This is a genomic window from Burkholderia anthinoferrum, assembly GCF_002925705.1.
Lineage (GTDB): Bacteria > Pseudomonadota > Gammaproteobacteria > Burkholderiales > Burkholderiaceae > Burkholderia > Burkholderia semiarida.
In genome coordinates this window covers 58194-81280 of record NZ_LFZP01000051.1, presented here as the reverse complement: position 1 = coordinate 81280, position 23087 = coordinate 58194, and the positions used below count along the sequence as shown (strand labels likewise).

General features: G+C 65.2%; 24 protein-coding genes. 12 read left to right on the top strand and 12 right to left on the bottom strand.

Translation table 11 applies throughout. From position 1 onward, the window contains the following. Positions 1–60 precede the first annotated feature (60 nt). The 3 genes from C5F75_RS20765 to C5F75_RS20755 all read left to right on the top strand — a co-directional run bounded on the left by C5F75_RS20765 (position 61) and on the right by C5F75_RS20755 (position 2889). Complete coding sequence (locus tag C5F75_RS20765; protein ID WP_104012677.1) at positions 61–1035, top strand: ABC transporter permease; 975 nt, start codon at positions 61–63, stop codon at positions 1033–1035. Positions 1036–1080: 45 nt separating this feature from the next. Further along, entirely contained in the window at positions 1081–1992 is a 912-nt protein-coding gene (locus tag C5F75_RS20760) for an ABC transporter ATP-binding protein (RefSeq protein WP_099318555.1), read from the top strand. Positions 1993–2151: 159 nt separating this feature from the next. Beyond that, the gene (locus C5F75_RS20755) at positions 2152–2889 is read left to right on the top strand and encodes a transporter substrate-binding domain-containing protein (protein WP_060010626.1); all 738 of its coding nucleotides are present in this window, start codon (positions 2152–2154) and stop codon (positions 2887–2889) included. Between the two features lie 50 nt (positions 2890–2939). Here the strand turns inward: C5F75_RS20755 and C5F75_RS20750 are convergent, their stop codons facing one another. Then, a complete protein-coding gene (locus tag C5F75_RS20750) occupies positions 2940–3872 on the bottom strand; it encodes a LysR family transcriptional regulator (RefSeq protein WP_104012676.1) in 933 nt (310 codons plus the stop codon). A 209-nt stretch (positions 3873–4081) separates the two neighbouring features. On the opposite strand from C5F75_RS20750, the gene C5F75_RS20745 reads away from it, so the two are divergent. Next, a complete protein-coding gene (locus C5F75_RS20745; RefSeq protein WP_059577522.1) occupies positions 4082–4948 on the top strand; it encodes an NmrA family NAD(P)-binding protein in 867 nt (288 codons plus the stop codon). Positions 4949–5166: 218 nt separating this feature from the next. Here C5F75_RS20745 and C5F75_RS20735 read toward each other — a convergent pair whose 3' ends face one another. After that, positions 5167–6084 (bottom strand): LysR family transcriptional regulator, encoded by a 918-nt coding sequence (locus C5F75_RS20735; protein ID WP_059577525.1) that lies wholly within the window; start codon positions 6082–6084, stop codon positions 5167–5169. Between the two features lie 139 nt (positions 6085–6223). On the opposite strand from C5F75_RS20735, the gene C5F75_RS20730 reads away from it, so the two are divergent. Further along, complete coding sequence (locus C5F75_RS20730) at positions 6224–6988, top strand: SDR family NAD(P)-dependent oxidoreductase (protein WP_060010618.1); 765 nt, start codon at positions 6224–6226, stop codon at positions 6986–6988. A gap of 68 nt (positions 6989–7056) precedes the next feature. Here the strand turns inward: C5F75_RS20730 and C5F75_RS20725 are convergent, their stop codons facing one another. The 6 genes from C5F75_RS20725 to C5F75_RS20700 form a co-directional block, all read right to left on the bottom strand. Further along, positions 7057–8289, bottom strand: a complete 1233-nt coding sequence (locus C5F75_RS20725) for an MFS transporter (protein ID WP_104012675.1) — start codon at positions 8287–8289, stop codon at positions 7057–7059. A 340-nt stretch (positions 8290–8629) separates the two neighbouring features. Next, positions 8630–9463 (bottom strand): shikimate dehydrogenase, encoded by an 834-nt coding sequence (gene aroE, locus C5F75_RS20720; RefSeq protein ID WP_104012674.1) that lies wholly within the window; start codon positions 9461–9463, stop codon positions 8630–8632. Next, the gene (locus C5F75_RS20715; RefSeq protein WP_104012673.1) at positions 9460–10683 is read right to left on the bottom strand and encodes a CaiB/BaiF CoA transferase family protein; all 1224 of its coding nucleotides are present in this window, start codon (positions 10681–10683) and stop codon (positions 9460–9462) included. The genes aroE and C5F75_RS20715 overlap by 4 nt, the downstream gene beginning before the upstream one ends. Further along, entirely contained in the window at positions 10683–11141 is a 459-nt protein-coding gene (locus C5F75_RS20710) for a MaoC family dehydratase (protein WP_060967131.1), read from the bottom strand. Before C5F75_RS20710 ends, C5F75_RS20715 begins: the two co-directional genes overlap by 1 nt. Before the next feature lie 2 nt (positions 11142–11143). Continuing rightward, on the bottom strand, positions 11144–11536 hold the full coding sequence (locus C5F75_RS20705) for a VOC family protein (protein WP_104012672.1): 393 nt from the start codon (positions 11534–11536) through the stop codon (positions 11144–11146). Further along, positions 11533–12483 carry a ketopantoate reductase family protein gene (locus C5F75_RS20700; RefSeq protein WP_104012671.1) on the bottom strand — a complete coding sequence of 317 codons (951 nt, stop codon included), beginning with the start codon at positions 12481–12483 and terminating at the stop codon, positions 11533–11535. The genes C5F75_RS20705 and C5F75_RS20700 overlap by 4 nt, the downstream gene beginning before the upstream one ends. A gap of 81 nt (positions 12484–12564) precedes the next feature. Between C5F75_RS20700 and C5F75_RS20695 the strand changes: the two genes are divergently transcribed. After that, the gene (locus C5F75_RS20695; RefSeq protein WP_104012670.1) at positions 12565–13485 is read left to right on the top strand and encodes a LysR family transcriptional regulator; all 921 of its coding nucleotides are present in this window, start codon (positions 12565–12567) and stop codon (positions 13483–13485) included. Between the two features lie 119 nt (positions 13486–13604). On the opposite strand, the gene C5F75_RS20690 is transcribed toward C5F75_RS20695, so the two are convergent. Together C5F75_RS20690 and C5F75_RS20685 are read right to left on the bottom strand one after the other, a co-directional pair. After that, positions 13605–14126, bottom strand: a complete 522-nt coding sequence (locus C5F75_RS20690) for a DUF2867 domain-containing protein (protein WP_060010597.1) — start codon at positions 14124–14126, stop codon at positions 13605–13607. Between the two features lie 148 nt (positions 14127–14274). Further along, positions 14275–14856: a TetR/AcrR family transcriptional regulator gene (locus C5F75_RS20685; RefSeq protein ID WP_456151269.1), complete on the bottom strand. Its 582-nt coding sequence runs from the start codon at positions 14854–14856 to the stop codon at positions 14275–14277. Positions 14857–15111: 255 nt separating this feature from the next. Here C5F75_RS20685 and C5F75_RS20680 point away from each other — a divergent pair, with 255 nt between their 5' ends. The 3 genes from C5F75_RS20680 to C5F75_RS20670 all read left to right on the top strand — a co-directional run bounded on the left by C5F75_RS20680 (position 15112) and on the right by C5F75_RS20670 (position 17374). Continuing rightward, the gene (locus tag C5F75_RS20680; RefSeq protein WP_104012669.1) at positions 15112–16215 is read left to right on the top strand and encodes an alpha/beta fold hydrolase; all 1104 of its coding nucleotides are present in this window, start codon (positions 15112–15114) and stop codon (positions 16213–16215) included. Positions 16216–16667: 452 nt separating this feature from the next. After that, on the top strand, positions 16668–16871 hold the full coding sequence (locus tag C5F75_RS20675) for a cold-shock protein (RefSeq protein WP_006485974.1): 204 nt from the start codon (positions 16668–16670) through the stop codon (positions 16869–16871). Between the two features lie 278 nt (positions 16872–17149). Beyond that, positions 17150–17374, top strand: a complete 225-nt coding sequence (locus C5F75_RS20670; protein WP_059577552.1) for a hypothetical protein — start codon at positions 17150–17152, stop codon at positions 17372–17374. Positions 17375–17557: 183 nt separating this feature from the next. Here the strand turns inward: C5F75_RS20670 and C5F75_RS20665 are convergent, their stop codons facing one another. Beyond that, positions 17558–18478, bottom strand: a complete 921-nt coding sequence (locus tag C5F75_RS20665) for a LysR family transcriptional regulator (RefSeq protein WP_104012668.1) — start codon at positions 18476–18478, stop codon at positions 17558–17560. A gap of 96 nt (positions 18479–18574) precedes the next feature. Here C5F75_RS20665 and C5F75_RS20660 point away from each other — a divergent pair, with 96 nt between their 5' ends. Together C5F75_RS20660 and C5F75_RS20655 are read left to right on the top strand one after the other, a co-directional pair. Then, on the top strand, positions 18575–19189 hold the full coding sequence (locus tag C5F75_RS20660) for an NIPSNAP family protein (protein WP_060313842.1): 615 nt from the start codon (positions 18575–18577) through the stop codon (positions 19187–19189). Between the two features lie 476 nt (positions 19190–19665). Further along, positions 19666–20871: an MFS transporter gene (locus C5F75_RS20655; protein WP_104012667.1), complete on the top strand. Its 1206-nt coding sequence runs from the start codon at positions 19666–19668 to the stop codon at positions 20869–20871. 8 nt (positions 20872–20879) lie between these two features. Here C5F75_RS20655 and C5F75_RS20650 read toward each other — a convergent pair whose 3' ends face one another. Further along, positions 20880–21773, bottom strand: a complete 894-nt coding sequence (locus C5F75_RS20650; protein WP_059577565.1) for a LysR substrate-binding domain-containing protein — start codon at positions 21771–21773, stop codon at positions 20880–20882. A 95-nt stretch (positions 21774–21868) separates the two neighbouring features. On the opposite strand from C5F75_RS20650, the gene C5F75_RS20645 reads away from it, so the two are divergent. Beyond that, complete coding sequence (locus tag C5F75_RS20645) at positions 21869–23065, top strand: MFS transporter (protein WP_104012666.1); 1197 nt, start codon at positions 21869–21871, stop codon at positions 23063–23065. Positions 23066–23087 lie beyond the last annotated feature (22 nt).

The window sequence follows — 23087 nt, the reverse complement described above, 5'->3', positions numbered from 1 at the left end:
ACGGTCGCGCGATGCCGCGGCATTCGCGCGACCGGCACCCGAAACGATACGGAGATTCCGATGACAACGACCCGCAACACGACCGGCTGGCTCGCCGTGCGGCGCGAGCTGACGACGCGCGGCAAATGGGCGCTCGGGCTGGCGTCCTTCCTGCTGCCGTTCGCCGTCTGGTGCCTGATCAGCTATGTCCCGTTCGTCTGGCATCCGCAAATTCGCATCACGAATCCGGGCAGCGTCGACTATTTCCAGGCCGGCATGCAGATCGATCGCGACGTGTTCGACGACGAGCTCGCGCATGCGCGTGCGGCGCACGCAGCCGTGCCCGAGGGCGAGCGCGCGAATCCGGTCTACCTGCCGGCGCCGCACCAGGTATTGCGCGCGTTCTACACGGCGTTCACGACACCGCCCGCGTCGCGCGACGGCGTGTGGCTGCACGAAAGCCTGTGGCACAGCATCCGCATCATCTTCTGGGGCTTCGTGATTTCGTCGGCGATCGGCGTGCCGCTCGGCATCGTCTGCGGCACCTTCAGTGCGCTCGCGCGGCTGCAGGAGCCGTTCCTGGAGTTCTTCCGCTACCTGCCGGCGCCCGCGTTCGGCGCGCTGATGGTCGCGATCCTGGGCATCTACGACGCGCCGAAGATCGCGATCATCGTGATCGGCACGCTGTTCCAACAGGTGCTGATCATCGCGAACACCACGCGCAAGCTCGAATACGGGCTGTTCGAGGCCGCGATGACGCTCGGCACGAAGAAACTGAAGCTGCTGACGCACGTCGTGATTCCGGGCGTGCTGCCCGACCTGTATCGCGATCAGCGGATCCTGCTCGGCTGGGCGTGGACTTACCTGATCGTCGCCGAGCTCGTCGGCACGAGTTCGGGCATCACGTGGTACATCAGCCAGCAGGCGCGCTACCAGCATTTCGACAACGTGTATGCGGCGATCCTGATGATCGGGATCATCGGCCTCGGCACCGATATCGTGCTCGCGCTGCTCGGCCGCCGGCTCTTTCCGTGGGACCGCACGCTGAAAGCGTGAGCGCCGCCCGCACGTATCCATCGACCGATTTCAGCAGAGGGCATCATGCAGAACCCGCAAGCCGTCCCCGATTACCTGATTCAATCCGACGCGGTGCGCGAGCGCTTCGCGCGACTGAAGGCCCGAGACGTGATACTCGACGTGCGGCACGTCGGCAAGCGTTTCACGACACCGCAGGGCGAGTGCGTCGCGCTCGACGACATCAGTTTCCGCACGCACCGGCGCGAGTTCGTGTGCGTGATCGGCCCGTCCGGCTGCGGCAAATCGACGTTGATCCGAATCCTCGCCGGGCTCGACGCGCAGACGAGCGGCGAAGTGCTGCTGGACGGCAAACCGGTGGACGGGCCGGGCGCCGATCGCGGAATGGTGTTCCAGGGCTATACGCTGTTTCCGTGGCTCACGGTCAAGAAGAACGTGATGTTCGGCCTGCGAATGAACGGCAGCAGCAGCGGCGTGGCCGAGCGCGAGGCGCTGCAGTGGCTCGATCTCGTCGGGCTGACGCGTTTTGCGGACGTGTATCCGCACCAGTTGTCGGGCGGGATGAAGCAGCGCGTGGCGATTGCCCGTGCGCTCGCGAACCGTCCGCGCATCCTGCTGATGGACGAACCGTTCGGCGCGCTGGACGCCCAGACGCGGGCGAGGATGCAGACGCACCTGCTCGACATCTGGCGCAACATCGACGTGACGATCCTGTTCATCACGCACGACCTCGACGAGGCGATCTTTCTGGCCGACCGGATCCTGGTGCTGAAGGCGAACCCCGGCGGCGTGCAGGAACTGATCGAGGTGCCGGTGCCGCGGCCGCGCGATTACTCGCAGGTCAATACGCCCGAGTTCATCGCGACGAAGGCGCGGCTCGAAGCGCTGATTCATCCGAAGGAGGCCGCGACGGCCGAAGACGACGGCATCAAGCCGCACATGATCCGGATGACGGACGTGGCGGACAACGTCGAATAGCGTGGAGCCAGTTCATTCTGGAACGCCTGACGGTCTCGCCAAAATAATGTCGTCAATTTGCTTACACCCGAATTAATTTTGTCCGCTCTTAGTGGATCTCGACTTCCCACGGTAAGCTGATGAACTCCTGATCGATTCTTCGGCCTGCAGGACAATGCGATGAAGGTAACCATTGCGTACATCGAGGAACCGCCGTTCGGCTGGACCGAAGCGGACGGCACCGCCATGGGTGCCGATCTGGAGCTCGCGGCGACGATCCTGCGACAGATCGGCGTTACCCGGATCGAGTATTGCCCGACGACGTTCAGCGAATTGCTACCCGGCGTCGCATCGGGTCACTGGGACATGAACGTGCCGCTGTTCGTGACGCCGCAGCGCGCCGATACCGTCGCGTTCAGCGTGCCGGTGTGGGGCATCGAGGACGGCTTTCTGGTGCGTCCCGGCAACCCGAAAGCGCTCACGAGCTATGCGTCGATCGCCGAACGTCCCGATGCGCGCCTCGGCATCATTGCCGGACAGGTCCAGCAGGATTCCGCGATGGCGTCAGGCGTGAGTCGGCGGCAAATCGTCGTGTTCGAACAGCAAGCCGACGCGATCGCGGCCGTTCTCTCCGGCGTGATCGACGCCTATGCGAGCACGGCGCTGGGGAATCGAATCGTTGCGAGCCGGATAGGCAGCGCGATGATCGAGGCCGTCGCGCACGAGCCGGGCGTCAACGGCGCACGGCGAGCGCCTCCGCTCGGCGCGTTTTCATTCAACCGGGAAAACCGGCGTCTTCTCGACACGTTTGATCGACAACTTCGTGCCTATCTCGGCTCGCCGGACCATCGCGCCCGCATGGCGAGATTCGGACTGACCGCGCGCGAGATCGATCCTGCCCTCGCGCAGACAGTGTAGCTGGCGCTCGCCGGCGGGCCGCCGCGCGCTCGCGAGCCGGCGCCGGAGCACTAGCGCGTGCCGACGCCCCCGTGCATGCTCGACAGTTCGACCAGAAAATCCAGGAACGCGCGGGTCTTGGCCGGCACGTGATGCCGGGACGGGTAGTACGCGTATAACGGATACCGCTCGTCCGCCCATTCGGGAAAGAGATTGATCAACCGGCCGTCGGCGATCAGCGGCTCGGCACCGAGCAGCAGCATCTGCGCGATGCCGGAACCGGCGACGCATGCGTTGAGCAGGGCGCCTGGATCGTTGACCGTGAGGCGTCCGCGGGTGTCGACCACGATGCGTTTGCGCTTGCGATGGAATTCCCACGCGAACGGCTTGCCTGTTTCCGGGTTCCGAAATTCGAGGCAGCGGTGGTTGCGGTTTTCGAGGTCCTCGGGTTTTTCCGGCCGCCCCCGGCGCGCGATGTACGCGGGCGCCGCGACCGTCACGACGCCGGTATCGAGCAGCTTTCTCGCGATCAGGCTGGATGCCCGCGGTTCGCCGAATCGCACGGCGAGGTCGAAGCCGTCCATGACGAGGTCGCCCAGGCTGTCTCGCGCCATGAGTTCGATTTCGAGTTCGGGATGGGCGTCCATGAACGCATCGAGCCGTTGCCCGAGAATGGCGCGATAGACGACGGGATCCAGATTGATGCGCAGCTTGCCGCGCACCGCGGACGCGCCACCCGCGGCCGCCGCGGCGGCTTCCTCCAGCCCGGCGAGATGGGGCATGACCTGCTCGTAAAAGCGGCGGCCCTCTTCGGTCAGCGACACCGACCGCGTCGTGCGGTTGAACAGCCGGATATTCAATTTTCTTTCCAGCCGCGCAATCGCTCGACTGACGCCCGGCGGCGTCATGCCTATCACGTCGGCGGCGGCCGCGAACGTCCCGGCATCGACCACGGCGGCGAACACGCTGATGCCGCCGGACAGTTTCTCGCTACTGGATCTCATGGTTGCTCGAATGAATACGGTTGGCGGATCGCGAGCGACCCGCGGAAGGCCGGCACGCCCACGCCGCATGATGCCCATTGCCGGGCGTGCGCATCGATCATGCCGAATTGATGACGCGTTGTCACTAATATGATGCCATCCATGTCGTTTTGTTTCGGCCGGCGTTTGTCCACAATGCGACCCACGCATTCACACATGGAGAACGAGCAATGTATGCAATCACTGGAATCACCGGCAAGGTCGGCGGCGCGCTGGCCCGTGAGCTGCTGGCCTCGGGTCGGCCCGTGCGCGCGGTCGTGCGCGATGCGACGCGGGCCGCGGCGTGGGCGGCGCGCGGGTGCGAGATGGCGACCGCTTTCATGGAAGACGCTTCGTCGCTCGCCGCCGCGTTCGCCGGCGCGACGGGCGTTTTCATCCTGCTGCCGCCGGTGTTCGATCCGGCGCCCGGGTTTCCCGAAGCGCGGAAGGTGATCGAAGCCGTGTCCGCCGCGCTGCTGAAGGCGCGCCCCGAAAGGGTCGTGTGCCTGTCGACGATCGGCGCGCAGGCTGATGAGCCCAATCTGCTCACGCAACTCACGCTGATGGAGCAGACGCTGCGCGAGCTGCCGATGCCGGTGACGTTCCTGCGGCCCGGCTGGTTCATGGAGAACGCCGCGTGGGATGTCGCGTCCGCGCGCGACGATGGCGTCGTCGCCAGCTACCTGCAGCCGCTCGACAAGCCCGTGCCGATGGTCGCCACCGCGGACGTCGGCCGCGTGGCGGCGGACCTGCTCCAGCAGACGTGGCGCGGGGTGCGTGTCGTCGAGCTCGAAGGGCCGCGCCGGGTGAGCCCCGACGATCTTGCACAGGCCTTCGCTCGCGTTTTGGGTCGGGACGTGCGCGCGGAGGCCGTCGACAGGCGAACGTGGGAAGCGCTGTTTCGCGCGCAGGGCATGCAGCACCCGCTCCCGCGCATGCGCATGCTGGACGGTTTCAACGAAGGCTGGCTCGATTTCGAAAGTGATCCTGACGAAATCCTGCGTGGCCGCGTCGCGCTGGACACGGTGCTGGGCGAACTGGTGTCGCGTACGGTCTGACGCATCGGATGGCCGGCGAGACGGGCGGGGTTGCGGTTCGCCGAACGCCTCGGCCCGGACGCCACGTCGTCGCGATCATGTGCGACACGGGCGTGAAGTATCTGAAGTCGTTCGCGCAGACGGTCGGCCGACGGCCTTCTCTGGGGGCCGTAGCGGTCGATCGGTCGAACCTGATCAAGTCCTTGAAGATCAGGTATCCCCAGCGTTTTCCGCGCGCGTCACGTTGGCCATCGCCAGACTGGATTGCCCAGATGTTCGGCTATGTAGTCGGACAATGCCGTCACCTTCGCGGGGCGCGCCCGTGCCGACGGCGTAACGAAATAAAGCCCACCCTTCGTCAGCGACCAGTCGGTGAGAATGGCTTCGAGACGGCCATCGGCCAGATAGTCGTAGGCGATGAACTCCGGCAGCTCGGCGATCGCGAGACCATCGAGCAGCGTCGGCAACAGCGCATCGGCGTTGGTGACGCGTAGCGGGCCCGTCGGCATGACCGACTCCTCGTCGCCCGCGTCGTTCGTGAAACGCCAGACGGCACTACGCGCACGATAGGCGTACGAGAGGCAGGGGCGATCCGCGAGTTCGCGCGGATGCGCGGGTTTTCCTTCGCGACGCAAATATTCCGGCGACGCCACCACGAATTGCGTGACTGCGCACAACCGCCGCGCGACCAGCGACGAATCCGGCAGCGCGGCGATACGCAATGCGGCGTCGAATCCATCGGCGATCAGATCGACCGACGCATCCGATAAATGCAGGTCGATCGACACTTCCGGATACGCGCGAAAGAAGCCCGGCAGCAATGGCGCGACCCAGCGCAGCCCGAACGACATCGGCACGGTCAGGCGCACCAGCCCGCGGGGCTGCACCGACATTTCGCGCGCCGAGCTTTCCGCCTCCTCGGCCTGGCGATAGATCTCGCCGGCTTTCTCGCTGATCGTCCGGCCGAACTCGGTCAGCGAGAGCTGGCGCGACGTCCGATTGAACAACCGCGCGCCGAGCCGGTCTTCCAGGCGGGCCACGCCGCGCGAGACGGTGGCGACCGACACCCCGGTCGCGCGCGCCGCAGCCGCAAACGACCCGTGCTCGGCCACCTTCGCGAACATCGCGAGCCCTTCGAAGTCGGGTAGGTACGCCATTGCGCCTCATCCTTGCATTTATGCAACGTTTGATTGCGATCAATTCTATTTCGAAAAGATCAGGCCGTCGATATTCTCCTCACATCGCACTACGCGACACCTGACGCAAACACCACTGATCAACGAAAGGAGCAATACCATGGCACGCAAGCTCGACAACAAGATCGCACTCGTCACCGGCGCCACCAGCGGCATCGGCCTCGCCACCGCCCAGCGCTTCGCGGCTGACGGCGCGCACGTCTATCTCACGGGCCGCCGCCAGGCCGAGCTCGATGCCGCCGTGGAAGGGATTCGCGCAGCCGGCGGCCACGCGACCGGCGTGCGTTCCGATTCCACGAAACTCGGCGAACTCGACGCGCTGTATGCGCAAATCAAGGAAGAGCACGGGCGCCTGGACGTGTTGTTCGTGAACGCCGGCGGCGGTTCGATGCTGCCGCTCGGCAGCATCACCGAGGCGCATTACGACGAAACGTTCGATCGCAACGTAAAGGGCGTGCTGTTCACCGTGCAGAAGGCGCTGCCGCTGCTTGCCGAGGGTGCATCGGTGATTCTGACCGGCTCGACGGCGGGCAGCGCGGGTACCGCTGCGTTCAGCGTGTATTCGGCTTCGAAGGCGGCGGTGCGCGCGTTTGCGCGCAGCTGGATTCTCGACCTCAAGGAGCGCCGCATTCGTGTGAACACGATCAGCCCCGGCGCGACCCGCACGCCCGGCCTGCTTGATCTTGCCGGTGACGATGCGGCTCAGCGGCAGGGGTTGGCCGATTATCTGGCGGCCCAGATTCCGATGGGACGCCTCGGCGAGCCGGGCGAGATCGCGAGCGCGGCGCTGTTCCTCGCTTCAGACGATGCGAGCTTCGTGAACGGCATCGAATTGTTCGTCGATGGCGGGCAGCAACAGATCTGAGCGTGGCTGATCGACGCGACGTCGGGCAGGCGTTCGCGTCGCTTCGCCCGCCGACTGCCCGAAGCAACTCATCGACCATCCACCGCGCGTGCCGGAGCCGTTGCCGCGCCCAACTTCGCGCCACCGATTTTCGGCAACCACGCAAACGCGATCGTGACCAGCGTGACGCCGACGACGAGCATCGGCACCACCATCGGCCACGCGCCCGACTGATAGCGCGGATCGGTGAAAACCGCCGCCGTCTGTCCCACGCTGAAAGCGAAGAACATCATGATGAAGCCGGACCAGGATACCGCGCGGCCGGCAAGATGAGGCAGGCCGCTCACCGCCCCTGCCTGCCCGCATGGCTGATGGATCCCGTGGCCGAGACAATACACGCCGTGCCCGACGAGCAGCGGCCAGATGCTGCCGGGAAGCAGCACACACCCCAACGCCTGGATCACCGCGCCGGAAAGACTCAGCGTCGCGCCCTGGCGCACCGTTCGGAGCATGCTTTGACGTCGGAGCAACTGGCGGCAGCCGTAGGTGCTCAGGACATAGACGAGCGTCCCGCTCGCCGGTATCCAGCCGTATCGCTGGGGCGAGATGCCGAGATACCGGATGTAGACCGTCGGAGACAGCAGCAGAAAACAGAACATGCCGGTGTACGTCGACGCGGCCAGCAGCGTCCATACCCTGAACGGGGCATCGCTGAATATCTCGCGCACGTCCCCGGTCGAATTCCGGCGCGGCGCGATACTGGCGGCGCTCTCCTCGAAGCCGTACCAGCACATGACGAGCAAGCCGAACGCATACAGGCTCATCCCCGCGAGTACCCATCGCCAGCCGGCGTGCTGCGTGACATACGCACCGACAATCGGGGCAAGGAACGCCATCATCCCCATTCCCATGAAACCGCGCGCCATCACGTACGGGCCGTCGCCCGCCGAGTACCGGTCGCGTACCGCCGCACGGGCGCATACCAGGATCGCGGCCATCGCAAAGCCCTGCATCGCACGTGCGGCCACCAGCATCGGGGCGGTTGACGCGAGCGCCGCCGCCAATGCGGTCAGCGCATAGAGCGCCAGGCCGGTCAGCAAGACGGGACGGCGGCCGAACCGGTCGGAAAGACTGCCAATCGGCAATTGTCCGATACCGAATATCAACGCGAAAACCGTGAGGCTGACGCTGGCCGAGCCCAGCGTTGCAGCGATTTCCGGTAGCGCCGGCAGGTAACTGTCGGTCGCCACCGGCTGGGCCGCCAGCAGCAGCGGCAACATGAGCGCGAAGTTCAGGCGAGCGGGGCGCGTGGTGTCCGGCATGACGGTGTTCGGCAGGGTACCGGGTGAGCGGTGAAGGCAGCGGCAAGGCAAGGGCGCCCGGCGTGCGAGCACTGCGGCGGCAAGCTGAAAAAATGCGGGGTGGAAGCGGTGCCGAACACGCCGGCGCATCGATCGCCGGCTGGCCGCGCAATGATGCTGGCATGGGCTTGCGTGCGACGCGCAACCGATCGTATTCGGCAATTGCCGACCGGTTGCGCGTTCGCTCGCCGCAGGTCGTTCACCGGGGAGGCGCCGGGCCTGCCGTCTCGCGCCTGCCGAGGCTGTCGCGATCGATGCCGTCGCGCATCGGGATCGCCTGCATGCCGATCCCATTGCCGGTTCAGTCGAACGGCACGGCCAGCCGATCGATCACCGCGCTGGTCTCGGGGCGCACGCCGCGCCACCATGCGAACGCCTCGGCCGCCTGCTCGACCAGCATGCCGACGCCGTCCGCGATCCCGTGCACGCCGGCGTTTTTCGCGAGCCGGAGGAACGGCGTGAGACGCTTGCCATAGGCGAGTTCGTAGGCGGTTCCCTTCGGACTGAACACGCTCGGCGGGACGGGCGGCAGGTCGCCGGTCAGGCTCGCCGACGTCGCATTGACGACCAGGTCGAAACGTCCCATCCGCGCGAGGTCCGCGTAGCTGCCGGCAACCAGCGGGCCGCGCCCGGCGACCTGCGCGGCCAGTGCGCGCGCCTTGTCGACGTCGCGATTCGCGATCACGAGTTCCGCCGGGCCGGCTTCGAGGAACGGCAACAGCGCGCCGCGCGCCGCGCCGCCCGCACCGAGCACCAGCACGCGCTTGCCGGCCATCGGCAGATTGAGGTTCGCTTCGATATCGCGAACCAGCCCGATTCCGTCGAAGTTGTCCGCCAGGATGCGGCCGCCGTCGAACTTCAGCGCATTGGCCGCGCCCGCGAGCCGCGCACGCTCGCTGCGTTCGTCCGACATCGCGAACGCGTCGAGCTTGAACGGCGCGGTGACGTTGATACCTTTGCCGCCGCCGTCGAAAAACGCGCGAACCGCGGCAGCAAAGGCGCCTGCCGGCTCGACGGGCCCTTCGATCGCCGTATAGCGGAGGTCCTGCCGCGTCGCTTGCGCGAAGAGGCCGTGAATCAGCGGAGATTTCGTGTGTCCGATCGGATTGCCGATCACCGCGTATTGGTCGGTCATGATTGGCTCGCTTTCGAATAGAGGACGCCGTCGGCCTGCATCGCGTCGATTTCGGCCGCATCGAACCCGAGGGAACGCGCGACTTCCGCGTTGTGCTGCCCGAGATCGGGCGCGACGTCGCGAATCGTCGTATCGCAATCGGAGAACCGGAACGGCAAGTTGGGCAGGCGCAGCGTCCCGTAGCGCGGATGCTGTTGCTCGACGACCATGCCTCGGGCCTGGATCTGCGGATCGTTCAACACCTCGTCGATGCGCTGCACCTTCGCGCAGGGCACGTCGATGCCGTCCAGCAGATCCAGTACCGACGCGACGGAACGCGCGGCCACCCACGGCTCGACCACCGACAGGATTTCCGCGCGGTGCGCGTTGCGTCCGGTGCTGTCGTGAAACCGCGTGTCGGCGCCGAAGCCCGCCGGGCCGCCGTGCGCCGCGATCAACTCGGCGAAGCGCTTCCATGCGTCGTCGACCTGCGCGGCGATCACGAGATCGCCGTCCGCGGCGCGGAACACGCCGTAGAGTGTCGACGTCGGCATGTCGTGCCCGGTCTGCTCGGGCAGCACGCCTTTCAGCGTGTAGCACTGCACCGCATACTCGTGCATCGACACCAGCGTGTCGTACAGCGCCATGTCGACGTGTTGCCCGCGGCCGCTCTTCACGCGGCCCAGCAGCGCGGCGTTGATCGCCGCGACCGCATGAATGCCGGTGTACATGTCCCCGAGCGAAATGCGCAGCAGCGGCGGGCGCTCGCCCGGCGTGCCGACCATCTGCATGATTCCGCTCTTCGCTTCGGCGATCAGCCCGAAGCCCGCGCGATGCGCGTCGGGGCCGGTGTGACCGTACGCCGAAATCGAGCAGTAGACGAGGCCCGGATTGCGCGCCGACAGTTCTTCATAGCCGAGCCCGAGCTTGTCCAGCGCGCCCGGCCGATAGTTCTCGATGAAGACGTCCGCGGAGTCGCACAGCCGCTGCATGAACGCCTTGCCGCGCGCGTCCTTCATGTTCACGCTCACGCCGCGCTTGCCCATGTTGAGCTGCAGGAAATAGCCGCTTTGCTGGTCGTCGAGCACGGTCGCGTGCTGACGTCCGGCGTCGCCGGCGCCGGGACGCTCGACCTTGATCACTTCGGCGCCGAGCGCCGCGAGACAGCGCCCGACATACGGGCCGGCCAGGAAATGGCTGTAGTCGACGACGCGAATGCCTTCGAGGGGACGGGCCTGCATCACAGTGCCTCCGGACGGCGCGGCACCATCAGACGATGTTCGCCGCGTTGAACGACCTGGCCGTCCTGATTGATCAGTTCCGACGGCAGCACGACGATGCCCCAGTCCGGGCGGCTCTTGCTGGCCCGCATCGAGCCGACGCGGAACGTCACGTGCAGCACGTCGCCGACCTTGATCGGCAGCAGGAAATCCCAGGTCCAGCCGAGCGACATGCCCGGCAGGAAGCGATAGTCGCTCTGCGTTTTCAGGCCGTCGGCGATGGATAGCCCGAACAGCCCGTGCGCGACGAGGCAGCCGAAATGGCTGGCGTTCGCGTATGCCTCGTCCACGTGAACGGGCGTATGGTCGCCGGTGAGGTCGGCATACGCGAGAATGCGCTCCTTGGTCACCCGGTAGGTCGGGCTCGTGCACGTGTCGCCCTCGCGCGCGTCGTCCCAGTATTTTTCGACGATCGTCATGGTCATGCCTCCGCGCGCGGGTTGATCGCCAGCGCCTGCGCGACGCAGGAAGCCGGCCGGGCCTGAATCAGCTCGACGGCGAGCCCGTCGGGCAGGCGAATCCAGTTGCGCCCCTGCGGCATCTCCGTCACGTCGAATCGCTGTGCAGCGGCCAGCGCGGCCTCCAGGTCTTCGCACATCACGCCGAGATGGGCGAGCCGGCCTTCCGGGCCGTCATGTTCCGGCGCGTGGATGAACTGCAGGCCGCCGAGCGTCCAGTACTGCCGCGGTGCGTCGAGCGTGCCGTCCACTTCGCGCAGCGTCATGCCGAGGACTTCCTCGAAGAAACGGATGTGCCAGCGGATGTCCTTCACCCAGATCGCGACGTGTTCGAGATAGGCTTTCGTGGCGCTCATGCGGCAGGCTCCTCGTGCTGGCGATCGGCCATCGCGCGCTCCAGCCCCTTGATGCAGGCGACGAGCGTGGCATTGACCGGGGTCGGCACGCCGTGGCGCTGCCCGGCGCGCACGACCGAACCGTTGATGAAATCGATCTCGGTGATCGAGCCTTTCTCCAGACTTTGCAGCATCGAGGTCTTGAAGGCTGCCGGCAGCCCCTCGGCGGCGAGCGTCCACGCTTGTTCGGGATCGGTCATCGACAGCCTGACGCCGGCTGCCTGCGCCGCCGCAATGGCCTCGGCCACGGCCGCGAGCGACGTCGCCTTGAGCAGCGGCTCGTCGTAAAGCTGCCCGTAAGTGAGGCCGGTGAGGCCGGTCAGCGCGCCGGTCGCGACATTCACCAGCAGCTTGTCCCACATCGTGCCGACGATGTTGTCGCTGATCGTCGTCGCGAGGCCGGCGGTATCGAACGCGGCGGCGATCGCCTGCACGCGCGGCGTGATGCGTCCGTCGAGTTCACCGATGTAGGTGTGCTTGCCGATCACGCCGGATTCGATATGGCCCGGCCCGCGCAGCACGCCGCCGACGTAGGTCTTGCCCGCGAGGACGCGTTCGCGGCCGACGGCGTCGATCAGGATGTCCTCGTGCCCGAGGCCGTTCTGCAGCGACAGCACGACGGTATCGGGCCCCACCAGCGACTGCGCGCCGCGGATGGCGGCATCGGTGTGAAACGACTTGACCAGGACCACCACCAGGTCGGCCACACCGACTTCGGCGGCCTGCGTCGTCGCATGGACGCGTACTAGGCGCGTGCCGCGGGCGTCGTCGACCCGCAGGCCGTCGCGACGCATCGCGTCGACGTGCGCGGGCGAACGGTCGATCAACCAGGTCTCGTGACCGCCTTCGGTGAGGGTGGCGCCGATCGCACAGCCCAGCGCGCCAGCACCCAGAATCGCAATTTTCAATGGTGTCTCCTTGACGTATGGCCTCACGATAGGAGCCGCCGCTCATGTCGACAATGCAATGGATACAATAGCGTCATTGCGATGGACAATAATGCGACGATGCCCGCCGATCTGCCGGACCTGAAGCTGCTGCAGCTATTCGATCTCCTGTACGACGTGCGCAGCGTTACGCGCGTCGCCGAGCAGCTCGGCCAGAGCCAGCCGACCGTCAGCATCTGGCTCGGGCACTTGCGCGAACACCTGCACGATCCGCTCTTCATCCGCACGCCCGGCGGCATGGCGCCGACACCGCAAGCCGACGCGCTGATCGGGCCATGCCGGGAAATCCTCGAATCGCTGCGACGCTTCACGGCGTGGGAGATCGCATTCGATCCGGCGACCGCGCAGCGGCGCTTTCGCATCTGCATGACCGACGCGAGCCACGTGACACTGCTGCCGCGGCTGCTGGCCCATGTCCGCGCGCAGGCGCCGGGCGTCTGGCTGGAAGCCGCACGGATCGACGGCAATACGGAGCGGGCGCTCGAATCCGGCGAAGCCGATCTCGCGATCGGCTACGTGCCGTGGCTTGGCGGCGGTATTTATCAGCAGAAGCTGTATGACCAGGACTGGATTTGTCTGGTGAACCGGCATCACCCTCGGATTCGCGGCCGGCTTGGGGTAAAGCAGTATCGTTCGGAGGGGCATGTCGCCATTACGGCGGGAACGGGGGCACAACTTCTCGAACAGGCGCTGCGGCAGGCGCGTATCGAGCGGGACGTGGTGCTGGAATTGCCGGGCTTTCTGGGGTTGGGGGCGATCGTGCAGACGACCGACCTGATCACGACGCTACCGCGTCATATCGGCGAGACGCTGGCGCAGGCCAACGATCTGGCGGTTCATGCGTGCCCGATTCCCGTCGAAGGCTTCGCGGTACGGCAGCATTGGCACGCGCGCTATCACCACGAGGCCGGCAACCGGTGGCTGCGCGGCGTCGTGATTCGACTGTTCGGTGCTTCGCATTGATCCGCGGCTTCGGCGTCGCGAGGAAGGCCGGTCGTTCAGACCACCGGCAAATGAAAACGCCGTGGCGATCGTCGATGTCGCCGTGACGGCGCCTGCGGCGGCGCCGGGCTTTCCGGCGGCTATCGGCGCGGCCATCCGAGCGCCTGCGCCTGGTCGAGCGAGGATCGCACGACGAGGCGATGGAAAGGCGCGATGACGCCGAGATAAACCCGGCCCAATGGACGATTGTAGAAAACGAGGGTGGTGAGCGTCAGTCGCCGGGGCAGGCCATCGGATGCGGGCTGCACGAGCACCGACACACGGAAATCGAGATGCGCGTCGTCCTCGCCCAGAATGATCTCGTCGTCGTGTCGTTCGAACACGCGAAAAATGCTGATTCGGTCGCCGTTCGCGGCTTTCAAATCGGCCGTTCCTTTCAGGCCGAACGGCCACACGACCAGGTCCCGGATGCGCAGCAGCAGCGCGATCCACTTGGGTTGCCCGGTAAAGATGTGTCGGGCGAGAGACGCCGCGTCGTTGCAGGCGGTGGCCGGCAAGGCCACCGAAAATGCGTCGGCGAAATCCGCCGTGCCGTATGAGCGGCTCAGCCTCGAGTGCGCCGGGAGGCCGACCTGTTCGGTTTTCTTCGAATGCGTCTGCATGCCAGTTTCCCCACCGTTCATGTTGCCCGGTTACGGCTGCGCCATTCAAGCGAACGCAGTCGACAGCATTCGCGGTATCGCGGCAACGGCCGATGCCCCGTGATCGGCGGAAGTCACGGACGACTCGTCACGGGAACATCGGGCCGAATCACCCTTCTGAAGCCGCCCACCTTTGGCCGCTGACCTCCGCCAGCGCGTCGAACACGGCCGGCGAGCGCTCCAGGCGGGCAATCGTGCGGGCACCTTCGAGCGCGGCGACCAGCGCGGCCGCGGCTGAGGATGCGCGCGCGGAAGCGAAACCGCACCCGCGGAAATGCGCCGCAATGACCTCGGTCGAATCGGCAAACCCGCGCGCGACCCGCTGGGTGAGTTCGGCGTCGAGCGCGGGCAGTTCGTTCGCCAGGTTTTGCATCAGGCACCCGTACTGGAAATCGGTGGCGACCATTTCGGCGGCAAATGTGCTGAGGATCCGGCGAACAAAATTCAGCGCATGACCGGTCGTCTCAGCCGAGATGTTCCGCAAGACGGCAATTCGATTCGTGACGTAATGATCGATGGCTTCCTCCGCGAGTTGCGCCTTGCCGCGCGGGAAGTGGAAGTAGAACGATCCTTTGGGGGCGCCGCTTTCTTCGAGGATCTGGGTCAGTCCGGTCGCGGTGTAGCCCTGGATGCGAAACAGCCGTTCCGCCGTGGCAATCGCGCGAGCGCGAGCGTCAGTCTTGCGTGTCATGCGGCAAACGTACCACGTTTCGCTTGACCGGGCTATGGCGATCGCCATACTATCGTGATCACCATATTTCGGAGCGCCACGATGCCCGTCGACAACAGCAAGCCATCGGCGCCGCGACGAGCCGTCCTCGCGATGGGCGCGGCCGGCCTGGTTGCCGCGTGGCTTCGTCCTGCCCGCGCAAACCCGACAGGAGAAGGCGATTTGGCCATGCCGACCTACGCCGCAGGAACGCTTCCCAAAGGGGTGCGCTCGCGCATGATTCACGGGGTGAACGGCCTCGATGTCCATATTCTCGAAGCCGGTCATGAAAGCGCCGGCCGGCCGCTCGCGCTGCTTCTGCACGGTTTTCCGGATCTGGCCTACGGCTGGCGGCATCTGATGCCCATCCTGGCCGACGCGGGATACCACGTCGTCGCACCCGACCAGCGGGGGTATGGACGCACCACCGGCTGGGCGAACGACTATGACGCCCCGCTCGGGCCCTTCGGCTTCCTCAACATGACGCGCGACGCCCTCGGACTGGTTTCGGCGTTGGGGTATCGGCATACGTCGATGCTGGCAGGACACGACCTCGGCTCGCCCGTGGCCGCGTATTGTGCGCTGGCGCGGCCTGACGTCTTTCCGTCGGTGGTGCTGATGAGCGCACCGTTCCCCGGCCCGCCCGCGCTTCCGTTCGACACGGCACGAAACGAGACATCGTCGGCTCGCCCGAACAGTGAAAGCGGGAAGCTGGCGGCGGCGCTTGCCGCGCTCGATCCGCCGAGAGCGTATTACCAGCAATACCTGAGCACACGGAACGCCAACCGGGACATGTGGTATCCACCCCAAGGTTTGTCCGCGTTTCTTCGTGCATTTTTCCATGTGAAGAGCGCCGACTGGCCGGGGAACAAGCCGCATCCGCTCAAGGCGCTCACCGCCGCGGAGCTTGCGCAAATGCCCACGTATTACGTGATGGATCTCGGCAAGACGATGCCGGAAACCGTCGCGCCATTCCAGCCGTCCGCCGCGGAAGCCCTTGCCTGCAAGTGGCTGACCGACGCGGAACTGGGCGTGTACACGGCGGAGTACGGCCGCACCGGGTTTCAGGGTGCGCTTCAGGCTTATCGTGTGCTGTCCGATCCCGACCTGAACGCGGAGCTGCGCCTGTTTTCGGGCAGAACGATCGACGTTCCGTCGCTCTTCATTGGCGGCAAGCGCGATTGGGGCACCTATTCGGCGCCGGGCGCGCTCGATCTGATGCGTACGAAGGCGGCGACGAGCATGCGCGGCATCGAACTGATCGACGGCGCAGGTCACTGGATCCAGCAGGAGCAACCGGAGAAACTCGGCGAACGCCTGCTCGCGTTCGCGAAGGAGTGAAGCAGGCGGGCGGTGCCGGTTCAGGGCTGACAGCAGCTTCCGGCTGCCCTCGATTGGGGCGTCACGCTCCGATAAGTCGAGCCGCATGCGCGCGACGATCGAAACACGCTCTGGACCGAGAACGTTCCTCGTCCAATCTTATGGACTGCTTTGGATCTCGTCGTGACGACTTGGGGTCGGAGCGCTTCTCTTTCGACGCTGGCCCATGCGCGAGGCGACGTAGTGCATCTCCCGGTCTCGTCCTCCAAGCGGCTATCCGGTACACAGTTACAAGATAACGATTGACGTGGCGGTTGCTGGCCGTTAGTGTATGCCCCGAAGTCCAAGAAGTCCGATTGCTGTTCATCAATTGCTCGCTCCTCCCCGGCGGTATTCGTTGTCCTCTCCCTCCTTGACGCTTCAAGCGCTCTTCAACAGAGCAAATTTTCGTATTTTTTTCTCAAGGAATCTTCATGGATACCGGTATCGTCAAGTGGTTCAACGACAGCAAAGGCTTTGGCTTCATTACTCCGGACAACGGCGGTGACGACCTGTTCGCTCACTTCTCCGAAATCCGCGCCGACGGCTTCAAGACGCTGGCTGAAAACCAAAAAGTGAGCTTCGAAACGAAGCAAGGCCCGAAGGGTCTGCAAGCGGCCAACATCAAGCCGCTGTAAAGTTTGAAGGGCCCGGCCTCCCGCGACGGACGCCGGGCCGCAGCGACATCCCCACGGAGCTTCGTCTCCTCAAGTTGGCGCGATTGCCTGCAGCTGCATCGATTGGGTTAGCAGCTTGCCAAGCGCCACACGTCTCGTTGCACTTCATTCCCCTCCGGCCGCAACGCCTTATTTCCGCTTTCCGACTGCGTCAGATTCGGTCCGCAATGGCTTTTGAATCGGCGTACCCGTGTGCCGGTCGCACGGCTCGCACGCACTCGAACATCATTAAAATTAAAATGCACGACAAACGAATTCAACAATACAACGGCTATGCCGTCCAACCCTCGACGCATCGCTTGCCCGACGGGAGCTTTTCATCCAACCTGCTGCTCGAACGCGTCGACAGCATGCACGACGAAGGCCGCTACCAGTTCTATTCGCTCGATTACTTCGCGAGCGAGGCACAGGCGCTCGCGCATTCGGCACGCTGGGCACGCCACTGGGTCGATACGCGCGGCTAAGGGCAACGCCCGGCAGACGCGAGCGGCGGCGCGATCTGATTCGAGCACCATCGCCTCGGCGCTGTTCCCTCGCGGGCCGGTGTGGATCAACGCTCGCGGTGGGCGAGAACGGAAACGCACTTCGGATCGAAATCGCGAGGTGCCGATGCAATACGGCGCCTTTCGCGATTGGCCGCGGCCGGATCAGATTCCGTGGACCGTTTCGGCGCCGAACCGGTCCACCACGAATTCAGTAAAGCTACGAAGCTTCGGTGATTGCTGCCTCTCTTGCAGATAAAGCAGATTCATCGACCTTTCGGGGGCGGCGAAGGCCGGCATGATCTCGATGAGGCGCTTCTCGCGAATGTCCTCGCGTATCAACATGGAAGGAAGCATCGCGATACCCAGCCCTCTCAATGCCGCCCGGCGCAACGCTTCCGCATTGTCGATTTTCAGTCTGCCGTCCACGGCGACGCTCATCGGTCCATCCGGACCTTCCAGCATCCATTGAGTTTGTGCCGCGTGCCACGCCGATCGAGGCGGATACGCGTACGTCAGGCAGTGATGTTCGCCAAGCGCGTTCGGCGTGGTGGGCGCGCCATGTGCGTGAACGTAAGCGGGCGACGCGCACAGCACCAGCCGATAGGACGCCAACGGACGCGCCACGACATCGGGGTTGGCGATCGCGCCGATGCGAATGGCTGCCTCGAAACCTTCGTCGAACAGATCGGCGAGCGAGTCGGTGGCGACGATATCGAGCTTGATCTCCGGGTAGCGCTGGTAATAGTCCGCGAGCGCGGGAATCAGGCACTCGTTCGTAAACACGACGGGCGCGGTCACGCGCAAACGCCCGCGTGGCTGCTGGAGATGATCGAGCGCGAGCCGTTCCGTGTCGTCGACCAGACCGAGGATTTCGACGCATCGCTCGTAGTAAGCGTGGCCGAACGCGCTGACTTTCTGCTTGCGGGTCGTGCGGTGAACGAGGACCGCGCCGAGCCGGGTTTCCAAGGCCTGTAGGTAATTGCCGACCATGGTCGGCGACAGACCGGACGCTTGCGCGGCCGCTGTCAGGCTACCCGTTTCCACGATGCGGACGAATACGGCCATCGCCTTGAGGAGATCCATTGCGCAATGGTACTGGATTCTGTTTCAAGGGGATGCGCGTTTATCGGCCATCGCTTTGGAAATACATTGCGACATGCAAGCGAAAGGAGGGCAGAAATGCTGTACGAACTCACGACGTTGTCGTGTCCGCTGCTGGACCAGGATACGGTGTCCCGCCGTGCGCATCGGTGGGTATCGAATGCCGACGCGCAAGGAAGGCTGCTTGGCGCATGGCGCACGGAAATTGGCGAGCTATCGCGGATCGTCGTGCTGCGCGGCTTCGGGACGAGGGATGAATTGCAGCATGAACGCGATCGGGCATTGCATGCCGAGCGACCTTTCGGGATTGAAAGCGCATCCGTTCGATTGGACATGGAAAGCTATGCGCTGTTTCCTTTTCTACCCGACATCGAACCGGGCGCATTGGGCGGCTTCTACGAGATTCGCCGCTACTGGCTGAAAGCCGGCGGAATTGCGCCGACCCTTTCCGCGTGGGAACGTGCGGTGGGCCCGGCCAAAGCCTATACGTCGCATCTCGTTTGCAACATGTATGCGCTCGATGGGCCGCCGCGCATCACGCACATCTGGGGATTCCCGAGTCTGGAAGCACGCATGGCGTTGCGAAAGCAACACTATGCAGCGGGCCTGTGGCCGCCGGCAGGGGGGCCGGAGCAGATCGAAAGGGCGACGTCGACGATCGGCCTGCCGGAGGCGTGGTCGCCGTTGCGTTGAAGGCGCCGTGGGTGCCAGATGCGGTAAGCAATGCCAAGCGATATCCACGGAGACGGCATCGAGAAGCCATGTTGCGACGCGCCGGACGAAACGCCGCAACGGAAACCGCTTCAACTCGTCCTTTCACATCTCTTCCTTGATCACGCCCGTCATCGCGATGACGTTCATGCGTTGCGCTCGCAAACATGCGTTGCACCGCCCGCGCTGGATGTCACGTGTTTTCAGTGCGCCAAATCGGTCATCGGCCCGTTCAACATTTACGCATCGAGAAATCGCTCGACCATGACCACGACCATGCGTCCGGCGAAATTTTCGGGGGGATGCCAGAATGTCGTCCTGGTCTATCATTCACGATTTGCCACGCGCGGTCGGTCACAGTGCGCGATCAGCGAGTACTTCGATATCAGGTCGCTGTTCAAGCCGTTGACCAGGAGTGGCGGCGAACCGCAACCGACAGTCGGCACACCATCACCGAAATGAGCGATTTGAAACACGCAGTCTCTCTCGAGACCCCGAATGGCCCCGATTCCTCCCGTCGCCGCTCGCTGATCGCCGCTTGCGGCGCACACGCCGTGCACGACGGGTTGACCGACGTCATTTACGTGCTGCTGCCGATCTGGCAGGCGCAGTTCGCGATCAATTACGCGCAGATCGGCTTGTTGCGCGGGCTCTATTCCGGCGTGATGGCGGGTTTTCAGTTGCTCGCCAGCCGGGCAGCGCGGCGCTGGGGCCGGGAGCGCTTGCTGGTGGCCGGGACGGCCCTCGCGGGCATGGCCTACCTGATCGCGGGGCAGGCCGGCGGGCTGACGGTACTGCTGATCGCGCTGGTACTGGGCGGACTGGGCGCCAGCACGCAGCATCCGCTCGCATCGTCGATGGTCACCGATTCCTACGAGGCGGGCGGAGGCGTGAAGGAGGCGCTGGCTCAATACAACTTCTCCGGCGACATCGGCAAGACGCTGATACCCGGCCTGATCGGCCTGCTGTTGACGGTCGTGACGTGGCGAACCGGCGCCACGCTGATCGGCGTGCTGGGCGTGGTTTCAGCGGGCCTGCTGTGGTGGCTGATTCCGTCGAGCGGCTCGTCGCGGGCGGCGCGCGACAAGACGCCGAAAACGCCCGCGGGCAGCGGTTCGGCCGGCGGCTTGCACGCGCTGCTCGCGACCGGCACCCTCGACAGCGCCGTGCGGATGGGCTTTCTGACGTTCCTGCCGTTCCTCCTCAAAAGCAAAGGGGCCGGCACTGCCGGTATCGGTCTCGCGCTGACGTTGCTGTTCGTGGGCGGCGCGTTCGGCAAGCTGTTCTGCGGCTATCTGGGCGCGCGCATCGGGATGATGAAGACGGTGTGGCTCACGGAGTCCGCCACGTCGCTGTTGATCGTGCTCGCCGTGTTCTCGCCGCTCTTCGCGATGATGGCGATGCTCCCGCTGCTTGGATTGGCGCTGAACGGAACATCGTCCGTGCTCTACGGTGTCGTGCCGGAGCTGGCCGGCGTCGGCAAGCGCGAGCAGGCGTTCGCGTTGTTCTATACGGGCACGATCGGCGGCGGCGCGCTGTCGCCGGTTCTGTTCGGCCGTCTGGGCGACGTCGCGGGCGTCCCGACCGCGCTGCTGGCGCTGGCCTCGGTCCTGCTGCTGACACTTCCGTTATCGTGGTACGTGCAGAAGGGCCTGGAAGCATAGCGCCTGTCCTAGCCGGCTGCGACCGACCTCGCGAACTCGATGAACTGCTCGACGCAGGTTGACGAAAACGGTTCGGACCACGTGACGACCAATTCGAGAACATGCGGCGTCGCCAGCGGCACGTAAGCGACACCCGAGCGTTGCAACGTCGACGTGAAGCTGGGCACGATGGCGACGCCGCGTTCCGCTGCCACCAGCGACACCAGCGTCGTGATCTGCGACGCGGTAGGCCCGATCCGCGGCGCAACGCCCTCGCGGGCGCACAGATCGTCGAGCGCCGCGTTCAGCGCGGAACCGTAGCCCGCGGGGAACGTGACGAAGTTCTCGTTGACGAGTTCACGGAACTCGATCGTCGCCTTGCCCGCGTATCGACTCTGGGCCGGAACCGCGGCGACGAGCGGCTCGATCGACACGACGAGGGACCCGATGCGCGCTTCCGACGTCTTTGCCGCGGCCCAACCGAATCCGACGTCCAGCGTGCCGGCGGCGATCTGCTGGCGTTGACTCGCGGTCGATACTTCCCGAAACGCCAACTCGACTTCCGGCATGCTGCGGCTCGCATGGCGGATGATGTCCGAAAACGCGTCGGACATCGGAATGGAGCTTGCATAGCCGATCACGACACGGCCGACCATGCCTTGCGCCATCTTGCGCGCCGTTGCCTCCGCCTCGTCGACGGCATGAATGACGCTCCTCGCGTGTTCGAGAAACAGCGCGCCTGCCGGCGTGAGCTGGACCGCGCGCGTCGATCGTTCGAACAGCCGGATACCGAGGTCGGTTTCCAGCGCGGCGATATGGCGCGTCAAAGGCGGCTGGGCAATACGCAAACGCAACGCCGCGCGTCCGAAGTGCAATTCGTCGGCGACGGTCACGAAATAGCGGAGGCGGCGTAGGTCGAGCATTTTTGTCGTTTCGGTATCAATGGCCACGAAAACAGTATTGGCGCGCGTGTCGCCCACTCGTCAGACTGTCACACAAACCAGACAGGGCGTCACCAGTGGGCAACAGAACCATTCGATCCGCATTTTTCCTGTGCGGGTTTGCGGCTTTTCTCAATCTTTATTCGACTCAGGGCATTCTGCACGAACTTGCCGCGGCATTTGACGTGAGCCCGGAACAAGCCGGCCAGGGCGTCAGCGCCACCACCTTGGCGGTCGCCATTATCGCTCCGTTCGTCGGCGCGCTGGCCGCCCGCTTCGATCGACGAACGGTCATTTCGTGCGCCGCCGTCGCGTGTGCGCTTCCCGTTCTCTGGTCTGCGCACGCGGCGAGCTTTTCATCGTTCCTCGCCGCCCGCTTTGCCGCGGGCGTGCTGATGCCGTTCATCTTCGCGATCTCGATCGCGTGCATCGGCGAGGTCTTCAGCCACGACGCGGCGACGGAGGTCAGTGCGCTCTTCGTCGCCGGCACGACACTCGGCGGATTCGCCGGGCGTTTCGTGACGAATAGCCTGACGTCCGCGTTCGGCTGGCGCCACGCGCTCGACGTCATCGCGTTCCTGTGTCTGGCAACGGGCCTCGCGATCCATGCGTGCCTGCCGGCGGCCGGCGCCGCGCGTCCGGACGTCGAAGGCGCGTCGGCATCTCGCTGGACGCTCTTGACGCGCGGCCCGCTGCTCGCGTCGTTCCTGGTCGGCGCATGCGTGCTCGCGTCGCAGGTCGCGACGTTCACCTTCGTCGGACTGCGGCTGGCCCGTGCGCCATTTGGCTTCGATACGGTCGAGATCGGCGCGATCTATGCGGTATTTCTCGTCGCGGTCGTCGTCACGCCGCTCGCGGGCCGCGTCGCGGCGCAACGCGGCCCGCGCGATCTCGCCCTTGCGGCGACCGGGCTCGCGATCGTCGGTGCATTGCTGACGGTGTCGAGCAGCGTCATCGCGATCCTGATCGGGCTCGCGCTCAGTTCCACCGCGGTGTTCGTCGAGCAGGCGTCGGCCAACGCGTTCATCTCGCGGGTGGCGCGGGGTGCAAGATCGACGGCGATCGGCATTTACCTTTCCTTCTATTACTTCGGCGGGAGTCTCGGCTCGGTCCTGCCCGTTCCCGCGTGGAATCGCTGGGGCTGGGTGGGCTGCGTCGCATTCGTCGTCGGTGCACAGGCGCTCGCAGGCGCGCTCGTGTTTTTCTTCTGGCGCGGGATGCCTCCCGCCAGCGCAGGCAGACCGCGCTCACCCGAAGTGCGGCTGACCCGGTAGTTCGCTTCAAATCACATCTAGA